The organism is Chromobacterium sp. INPA-IVC (genome assembly GCF_059047085.1).
Genome location: NZ_JBTNLS010000013.1, coordinates 78,844 through 87,072, shown reverse-complemented (window position 1 = coordinate 87,072; position 8,229 = coordinate 78,844). Strand labels below are relative to the sequence as shown.

At 66.1% G+C, this 8,229-nt stretch carries 9 protein-coding genes; 7 read left to right on the top strand and 2 right to left on the bottom strand.

Annotation, left to right across the window (positions count from 1 at the left end; all coding sequences use genetic code 11):
- Nucleotides 1–201: 201 nt before the first annotated feature.
- Complete coding sequence (locus ACX17K_RS21495) at nucleotides 202–1,356, bottom strand: branched-chain amino acid ABC transporter substrate-binding protein (RefSeq protein ID WP_115616573.1); 1,155 nt, start codon at nucleotides 1,354–1,356, stop codon at nucleotides 202–204.
- 126 nt (nucleotides 1,357–1,482) lie between these two features.
- Nucleotides 1,483–1,803 (bottom strand): Mor transcription activator family protein, encoded by a 321-nt coding sequence (locus ACX17K_RS21490; RefSeq protein WP_021476587.1) that lies wholly within the window; start codon nucleotides 1,801–1,803, stop codon nucleotides 1,483–1,485.
- Between the two features lie 233 nt (nucleotides 1,804–2,036).
- Here ACX17K_RS21490 and ACX17K_RS21485 point away from each other — a divergent pair, with 233 nt between their 5' ends.
- The 7 genes from ACX17K_RS21485 (at nucleotide 2,037) to ACX17K_RS21455 (ending at nucleotide 8,198) form a co-directional block, all read left to right on the top strand.
- Nucleotides 2,037–2,495, top strand: a complete 459-nt coding sequence (locus ACX17K_RS21485) for a Gp37 family protein (protein WP_493776362.1) — start codon at nucleotides 2,037–2,039, stop codon at nucleotides 2,493–2,495.
- The gene (locus ACX17K_RS21480) at nucleotides 2,492–2,686 is read left to right on the top strand and encodes a hypothetical protein (protein ID WP_021476589.1); all 195 of its coding nucleotides are present in this window, start codon (nucleotides 2,492–2,494) and stop codon (nucleotides 2,684–2,686) included. Before ACX17K_RS21485 ends, ACX17K_RS21480 begins: the two co-directional genes overlap by 4 nt.
- Before the next feature lie 2 nt (nucleotides 2,687–2,688).
- Entirely contained in the window at nucleotides 2,689–4,116 is a 1,428-nt protein-coding gene (locus ACX17K_RS21475) for a phage tail sheath subtilisin-like domain-containing protein (RefSeq protein ID WP_493776361.1), read from the top strand.
- A 2-nt stretch (nucleotides 4,117–4,118) separates the two neighbouring features.
- Nucleotides 4,119–4,643 carry a phage major tail tube protein gene (locus tag ACX17K_RS21470; RefSeq protein WP_046159141.1) on the top strand — a complete coding sequence of 175 codons (525 nt, stop codon included), beginning with the start codon at nucleotides 4,119–4,121 and terminating at the stop codon, nucleotides 4,641–4,643.
- Between the two features lie 170 nt (nucleotides 4,644–4,813).
- Entirely contained in the window at nucleotides 4,814–5,068 is a 255-nt protein-coding gene (locus ACX17K_RS21465) for a phage tail assembly protein (protein ID WP_021476591.1), read from the top strand.
- A 16-nt stretch (nucleotides 5,069–5,084) separates the two neighbouring features.
- Complete coding sequence (locus tag ACX17K_RS21460; RefSeq protein ID WP_021476592.1) at nucleotides 5,085–5,222, top strand: hypothetical protein; 138 nt, start codon at nucleotides 5,085–5,087, stop codon at nucleotides 5,220–5,222.
- A 108-nt stretch (nucleotides 5,223–5,330) separates the two neighbouring features.
- Nucleotides 5,331–8,198, top strand: coding sequence for a hypothetical protein (locus ACX17K_RS21455; protein WP_493776360.1), 2,868 nt, complete (start codon nucleotides 5,331–5,333; stop codon nucleotides 8,196–8,198).
- The last annotated feature ends 31 nt before the right edge of the window (nucleotides 8,199–8,229 follow it).

Genomic DNA, 8,229 nt, shown 5'->3' with positions numbered 1-8,229 from the left:
CAGGACCGTGAAACGCCTTAGCGCCGATGATAGTGTGGCATTCGCCATGTGAAAGTAGGACACCGCCAGACGCCCCATACGCAGAACCCCAGCTCAGACGAGCTGGGGTTTTTGCTTTGCGCGACCCGCGCTGAGTCCGCCCCCATGAAAAACCCCGCCAGTCTTCTGGCGGGGTTTTTTATTGCCGTTCGGCAGGGATGCTTACAGTCCCACCCACTTGCCTTGCTTCAGTTGGTACAGCGACACGGTGGCATTCTGGATGTCGCCCTTGGCGTCGAACTTCACCGGGCCGGTGACGCCCTGGTAGTCGGTCTTGGCGATTTCCGGCAGATACTTGGCCGGTTCGGCCGAGCCGGCGCGCTTCATCGCGGCGATCAGCACCTTGGCGGCGTCGTAGGTGTACGGCGCATAGGCCTGGATGTCGGACTGGAATTGTTGCTTGTACTTCTGGCTGAACTCGCCGTAGCCGGGCAGCTTCTCCTTGGGCGCGCCGGCGCTGGAGGCGTAGCTGCCTTCGGCGTTGTCGCCGCCCAGCTTGGCGAACTCCGGCGTGTTGACGCCGTCGGCGCCCATGAAGGCGGCCTTGAGGCCGAGCTTGGCCATCTGTTTGACCATCGGTCCTGCCTGGGCGTCCATGCCGCCGTAGAACAGCAGGTCGGGCTTCTCGCCCTTGATCGAGGTGAGCACCGCCATGAAGTCGGTGGCGGTGTTGGTGGTGAATTCGCGCTTCACCACCTTGGCGCCGGCCTGCTCGGCGGACTTGGCGAAGTCGTCGGCCAGGCCCTGGCCATAGGTGGTGCGGTCGTCGATGACGGCGACGCGCTTGGCGCCCAGCTTGTCCACCGCGTACTTGGCCAGCGCCTGGCCTTGCTGCAGGTCGTTGGCGATCAGGCGGAAGGTGTTGTGGTAGCCCTGCTGAGTGAACGACGGACTGGTTACCGACCCGGAGATCATCGGGATGCCGGCGTCGGCGTAGATGCGGGAAGCGGGGATGGCCGCGCCGGATGTCAGGTGGCCGACGATGCCGGCGACCTTGGCGTCCACCATGCGCTGGGCGACCTGGGTGGCGACTTTGGGGTCGGCCTGATCGTCTTCCGATACCACTTCGAAGGTGACCGGCTTGCCGTCCAGCGTCAGCTTCTCGGCGTTGGCTTCCTGCACCGCCAGTTTGACGCCGTTGTCGGCGTCGCGCCCCCAGTGGGCGAAGGGGCCGGTCAGCGGATTGGCGGTGCCGATCTTGACCACCGCGGAACCGGCGGCGGCCTGGTCCTGTTGCGGGGCCTGGCTGGCTGGTTTGTTACAAGCGGCGACGCCTGCCACCAAGGTGCACAGCAGCAGACTGTGTCGGGTTTTCATGATGAATCTCTCCTGATGCTCTTTGTTTATTTTGATAGTTGCGCCGGTGCTATGGCGTGAGCTTACTGTGTCGGCCGATGCCGTTTTTGTCAATCGGACGGAATCAACGCGTGGAGAGAGGCGGCGTCAGGACGCGCTGCGCGCGTTCTTGATGATCTTGTATACCCACTGCACCGAGATGCCGTGCTTCTGCGCCAGCGAGGCGTGGTTGGAGCCATTGAATTCCGCCAGGATGCAGCGGTCGCGTTCGGCTGATTTGCTGCTCTTGCCCAAGGGGAAGTAGACATTCTGGCCCCCCCAGTGCTGGGCCATGCGCCGGGTGATCTCGCGGGCGATCTTCTCCGCCTGCCTGTCCTCGGTGTTGGCCAGCTGCCGCAACGCCGCGGTGATGTGGTCGGTCAGGTCGGCCAGCAGTTCCGGTCCCTTGCTGCGAAGTTGTGCCTGCATGCGCGCTCCCGCGGTGATGTTGTTCTGATGGATGGCATTGTTCCATTTCCCCGCATCGCGGGCCGGATGACCGGTGTCAGCGCGATGTCAGTGCCGCATTTAGTAACGGCGGCTACAAGAACCCCGGCCCCTCCCTGCTGCATTCTTCGCCACATCCGGCAAGCGACCCCGCTGGCCGGCAGTCCGAGCGCGGTTTCCGCGCGTCTCTTTTCCCCTCTGCTTGGAGTTCCGCTGTGGCAAGCACTTCCCAGATTGTCGGCGCGTTGTTGGCGCGTTTGCGCGGCGCGGCGCCGCAACTGACCGTCGAGTATTACGCCGGGGCCGAGGACGACTATCCGCTGGCGCATCCGCAGGGCGCGGCGCTGCTGTGCTTGCGCGGCAGCCAGTTCGGCCCGCTGCGCGACGGCTATGGCCAGGTGCGCACGCTGCAGCTGGCGATCACGGTGCTGCTGAACCAGCGCGACGCCGGGCTGGGGGATTGCGACGCGCTGGACGCGATACGGCGGGCCTGCCTCGGTTTCGCCCCGCCGGACTGCCAGCCGGCGTGGCTGCTGTCGGAAACCTTTCTGGGCTATCGCGACGGCGTGGCGCGCTACGCCATCGCGCTGGCCACCGACACCTTGCAAGTGACGGAGGCCGACCTGGAGCCCGTGATCATGCTTAACGCAGTCTCAAACGAGGAGCAACCATGAAGTATCTGTATTCCGGTCCGATCAGCGGCGTCACCCTGGGCGACGGCCAGGAAATCATGCTGTTTCCCGGCAAGGAAGTGGAGATGCCGGAAGAACACAGCTACACCCGCACCCTGGTGGCGCTGGGCTACCTGAGCGCGCAGTCCGCGGGCGAAACCATCCCTTCCCATACCGCTGAACAAGGAGAGTAAGCATGGCGGCAAACTATCTGCATGGCGTTGAAACGATCGAAGTCGAACGCGGCCCGCGCCCGGTGCGCACCGTCAAGTCGGCGGTGATCGGCCTGATCGGCACCGCGCCGGCCGGCGCGGTCAACGTGACCACGCTGACCCTGTCGGAAAAAGACGCGGCGGCCTTCGGCCCGCAACTGCCCGGCTTCACCATCCCGCAGGCGCTGACCGGGATCTACGATCACGGCGCCGGCACCGTGGTGGTGATCAACGTGCTGGACCCGGCGGTGCACAAGAGCTCGGTCAAGGACGAGACCGTGACCCTGGACCCGGCCACCGACTCCGTGCGCCTGAAGTATCCGGCGGTGGCTAATGTGGTGGTCAAGAGCGCCGATGGCGCCACCGCTTACATCGCTGGCCAGGACTACGTGCTGGACGCGGTGTACGGCAAGATCACCCGCCTGAAGACCGGCGCCGTCACGATCGGCGCAGGCCTGAAGGTCAGCTACGACTACGCCGATCCGTCCAAGGTGACCGCCGCCGACATCATCGGCGCCGTCAACGCCGCGGGCAACCGCACCGGCATCAAGGCGCTGCAGGATACCTACAACAAGTTCGGTTTCTTCGCCAAGCTGTTGATCGCCCCGGGTTTCTGCACCCAGAACACCGTCGCCGCGGAAATGGCGGCCATGGCCGACAAGCTGGACGCCATCGCCTACGTCGACGCGCCGATCGGCACCGCCTTCGCCGACGCGCTGGCTGGCCGCGGCCCGGCAGGCACCATCAACTTCAACACCTCCAGCGACCGCGTCCGCCTGTGCTACCCGCACGTGATGGTGGCCGACGGCAACGGCGGCCTTCGCTACGAGCCGCTGTCGTCCCGCGCTGCCGGCCTGCGCGCCAAGGTGGACAACGACAAGGGCTTCTGGTGGTCCAGCTCCAATCAGGAGCTGGCCGGCGTAGTCGGCGTCGAGCGCCAGCTGACCGCGATGATCGATGACCCGAACTGTGAAGTGAACCAGCTGAACGCGTCCGGCATCACCACCGTGTTCAACAGCTACGGCTCCGGCTTCCGCCTGTGGGGCAACCGCACCGCGGCCTGGCCGACCGTCAGCCACATGCGCAATTTCGAGAACGTGCGCCGCACCGGCGACGTGATCAATGAGTCGATCCGCTACTTCAGCCAGCAGTTCATCGACATGCCGCTGAACCAGGCCACCATCGACGCGCTGGTGGAATCGGTAAACGGCTATGGCCGCAAACTGATCGGCGACGGCGCGCTGCTGGGCTTCAAGGCCTGGTTCGACCCGGCCCGCAACCCGGCAACCGAGCTGTCCGCCGGCCACTTGCTGATCAGCTACAAGTACACCGTGGCCCCGCCGCTGGAACGCCTGACCTTTGAAACCGAGATCACCTCGGAATACCTGCTCAGCCTGAAAGGAGGCAATTAATCATGGCCGGCAAGATTGAAATCAACCGCATCACCAACGCCAACATCTACATCAACGGCAACTCGCTCTTGGGCCGCGCCGAAGAGATCAAGCTGCCGGACGTGTCCGCCATCATGCAGGAGCACAAGGCGCTGGGCATGGTCGGCAAGATCGAGCTGCCGGCCGGCTTTGAGAAGCTGGAAGGCGAGATCAAGTGGAACTCGTTGTACAAGGACGTGGCCAAGATCATCGCCAATCCGTTCCAGGCGGTGCAGCTGCAAGCCCGTTCCAGCATCGAGACCTACGGTTCGCAAGGCCGCCTGCAGCAGGTGAGCCTGGTCACCTTCCTGACCGTGATGTTCAAGAAGAACCCGCTGGGCACCTTCAAGCAGCATGAAAACGCCGACTTCAGCTCCGCCTTCACCGCGACCTACGTCAAGCAGGTGGTGGACGGCGAGGACATTCTGGAGCTGGACTACATGGCCAACATCTTCCGCGTAGGCGGCAGCGACATGCTGGAGCTGTACCGCCAGAACATCGGCGGCTAATCCCGGCTCGCCCGCGGATCAGGTCCGCGGGCGCTTGGGCGCGGCTGGCGGGGAGGCTGCCTCCCGACCCCGCCAGCCGCTTTTAAAGCCAATCCCTAAAGCGCTTTCGCATACCCCGGATACGGGCTGCCGGAAAATGACGGCATCCCAACCCGCTTCAAGGAGCCATCATGCAGATCAAGCTGCAATACCCGTTCACCAACGCCGCCGGCCAACGCATCGACACGCTGGAAGTGGCGCGCCTGAAGCGCGCCGACCTGAAGGCCGCCAGCCACCACAGCCAGGACGACGCCGATCAGGAAGACTTCCTGTTCGCCCGCATGACCGGTCTGACGCTGGAAGACATCGACCAGCTGGACATCGCCGACAGCCGCGCGCTGGCCGACAGCTTTCGCGAAATGGTGGGCGGATCCGACAACGCTTAAGTCGTTCGACGAGGTCTTGCTGACGGTGCTGAACTTGCCGCCGTCGGAGATCGATGCGCTGGCGATGGACGACTACTGGTTCTGGTGCGAAGTCGCCGAGCGCGAGGTCCAGCGCCGCAACGAACGCCAGCAGCACCTGCTGGACGCCATGTAAGGCGGCTGCCCAGCCGCTCCCAGTCCGAATCTTTTCCTGATCGGCCGCCTCCCGCCCGCCGGGACGGGGCCGATCGCCCTTTCTATTCCCCAAATACAGGCAATCACCATGGTAAGCGAGTTTTTCATCGGCCTTAAGGTGGGCGCGACGCTGTCCGGGGTGTTCGACAACGCCTTCCGCTCCGCGCGTTCCGCGATGGACGATCTGCGCAAGAGCAGCTTGCGCCTGTCCGACGCGCAGAAGGACCTGGCCGGCAATGTCGAGCGCACGCGCCGGGCTTATGCCGGGCTGGACCTGGCGCGGCTGGAACGCCAGCACCGCCAGCTGGAAGCCACGCTCGGGCGTTTGACCCGCCAGCACGAAGCCTGGCAGGCCAGCCTGCGCCGCGGCCGGGCGCTGAACATCGCGCCGGGCGGCGCGCTGCAGTCGACGCTGCGCATCCAGCAAAGCCGGATCGAGATCATGGCCTCGGTCCGGCTGAGCGCATCTATCCGCCAGGTCGAGCAGAAGCTGGAAAGCCAGCGCCGCGACCAGGGCAAGGCCGAGCGCAATCTGCCGCCGGCGGGAGAGCCGCGTTCCAGCGGGCGCGGCGGCCAGGGGGGAGGGAGCAAGAGCGGCAATCGGAGCGGCGGCGGCAACGATGCCGGCGACGCGCCCGCCCAACGCCCTTCCTCCTCCTCTCCGTCCTCTTCTTCCCGCTGGCGCTGGCCCAGCATCGATCTCTCCCTTGGCAAGCTCCGCCTGCCGACCCGGCAGGAACTGATCCGCGCCGCCGATCTGGCCCAAAAAGCCGGCTCCGCCGTCGCTAAGGCCAGCGGCAAGGCGCACGCCGCGCTGTCGACGGGCGATGGACGCAAGGCGCTGGAGGCGATCCACGCCAGACTCAATCCCAAACTGGGCGGCAAGCTGCCCAGCGTCGACAAGATCCTGGGCGGCCTCAAGACCGCCGAGACCGTGGGCCAGGTGGTGTCCAAGACGGGTCAACTGGCCGGCGTGACGCTGCGCAGCCTGGATGGCGTCAAATGGGCTGATCTCAAGCTGGGCAACGCCGGCAAGAGCCTGACCGGCGCCGCCGATTACGCCAAGCGCGGCGGGGCGGTGATCGCCGACGCCAGCGGCAAGCTGCATGGCGCGCTGTCCAAGGGCGAGGGGCGCGAAGCGCTGGACTTCGTCCACGGCAAGCTCGACAAGGCCTTGGGCGGCAAGCTGCCCAGCGTCGACAAGATCCTGGGCGGCCTGAAGACCGCCGAGACGGTGGGCCAAGTGGTGTCCAAGACCGGCCAGCTGGCCGGCGTGACGCTGCGCAGCCTGGATGGCGTCAAATGGGCTGATCTCAAGCCGGGCAACGCCGGCAAGAGCCTGACCGGCGCCGCCGATTACGCCAAGCGCGGCGGGGCGGTGATCGCCGACGTCAGCGGCAGGCTGCATGGCGCCTTGTCCAAGGGCGAGGGGCGCGAAGCGTTGGACTTCGTCCACGGCAAGCTGGACAAGGCCTTGGGCGGCAAGCTGCCCAGCGTCGAAAAAATCCTCGGTGGCCTCAAGACCGCCGAGACGGTGGGCCAGGTTGTGTCCAAGACCGGCCAGCTGGCCGGCGCCACGCTGCGAAGCCTGGATGGCGTCAAATGGTCGGATCTCAAGCCGGGCAACGCCGGCAAGAGCCTGACCGGCGCGGCCGACTACGCCAAGCGCGGCGGCGCGGTGGTCGCCGACGCCAGCGGCAAGCTGCGCGCCGCCTTGTCCAAGGGCGAGGGGCGCGAAGCGTTGGATTACGTCCATGGCAAGCTCAACGCCAAGCTGGGCGGCGTGCTGCCCAGCGTCGATTCGATATTGGGCGGGCTGGGACAGCTGGAGGAACTGGGCAAGACCGTGTCCCAGGCCGGCGGGATGGCGGGCAAGGCCTTGCGCGCTTACGCCGGCGCGTCAGGCAACGGCTTCCAGAAGGCGATGGCCGCCGTCGGCTCCTTGCTGGACGGCGATGAAGCAGGCGGCGACTCCGACTCCAAAGCCGGCGGGAAGGACGGGAAGGGGAGAAAGCGCCCCGCCGCCAAATCCGCCAAATCCACTCCGAGATCCACAAGCAAGCCGGCGGCCAAGAAGGTTGAGCCTGCCGCCAAACCTAAAGCCGCGGCCAAACCGGCGGCGAAGCCCGCTCCAAAACCCGCTCCGAAGCCTGCGGTAAAGGCGCCGGTCAAGCCTGGCGGCGCGTTGAAGGAAGCGCGCGGCTTGTTGGACAAGGGCAAGGACGCTTTGGCCGGCTTGAAGCCTGGCAAGTCCGGCGGCGGCTTGCTGAACACCGGACTCAAAGCGCTGAGCAAGGGCGGAAAGGGCTTGAAGAGTTTGATCGGCAAGGCCGATCTGCTGGGCGTGGGCATGGACTTGTTGTCCACCAGCCAATCCAATCTGAGCCCGCAGGCCAAGGCGGCCGCCTACGGCAAGACGCTGGGCGGCACCGCCGGCGCCTTGGCGGGGGGCGCGGCCGGCGCCGCCATCGGCACCATGCTGCTGCCTGGCGTCGGCACCTTTGTCGGCCGGCAGGTGGGCAGCTGGCTGGGGCAGAAGGGCGGCGAGTGGCTGGGCGAGAAGATAGGCAACTGGGCAGGCAAGCCTAGCGCGGCGCCGAAACCGGTGGCGGTGCCCAAGCCGGTGACGCCGCCGAAGCCGGTGGCGGTTCCCAAGCCGGCGGCGCCAGCCAAACCTGTCCCCAAACCCGCTACCAAGCCGGCGGCCCAGGCGCAGCAGGCGCAACAACTGCAGCGCATCCAGCAGACGGCCAACAAGGCCGCAGCCAAGCCAGCCGGCCCGGCCACCGTGTTCAACATCACCTTCTCGCCGCAGATCACCATCAACGGCGCGGCGTCCGCCGGCGTCAAGCAGCAGGCGCAGCAGGCGATGCAGCAATCTTTCGCCGAGTTCGAACGAATGATGAAGCGCTACGAGGCGGACCGTCAGCGGCGCAGCTACGCGGCGCGGGGCTGAGGAGACGCATTCATGAAGAAAGGAGCAAACG

Coding starts and splice junctions, on each gene's coding strand:
- ACX17K_RS21495 (WP_115616573.1), bottom strand. CDS start 1,356: ATGAAAACCCGACACAGTCTGCTGCTGTGCACCTTGGTGGCAGGCGTC.
- ACX17K_RS21490 (WP_021476587.1), bottom strand. CDS start 1,803: ATGCAGGCACAACTTCGCAGCAAGGGACCGGAACTGCTGGCCGACCTG.
- ACX17K_RS21480 (WP_021476589.1), top strand. CDS start 2,492: ATGAAGTATCTGTATTCCGGTCCGATCAGCGGCGTCACCCTGGGCGAC.
- ACX17K_RS21475 (WP_493776361.1), top strand. CDS start 2,689: ATGGCGGCAAACTATCTGCATGGCGTTGAAACGATCGAAGTCGAACGC.
- ACX17K_RS21470 (WP_046159141.1), top strand. CDS start 4,119: ATGGCCGGCAAGATTGAAATCAACCGCATCACCAACGCCAACATCTAC.
- ACX17K_RS21465 (WP_021476591.1), top strand. CDS start 4,814: ATGCAGATCAAGCTGCAATACCCGTTCACCAACGCCGCCGGCCAACGC.
- ACX17K_RS21455 (WP_493776360.1), top strand. CDS start 5,331: ATGGTAAGCGAGTTTTTCATCGGCCTTAAGGTGGGCGCGACGCTGTCC.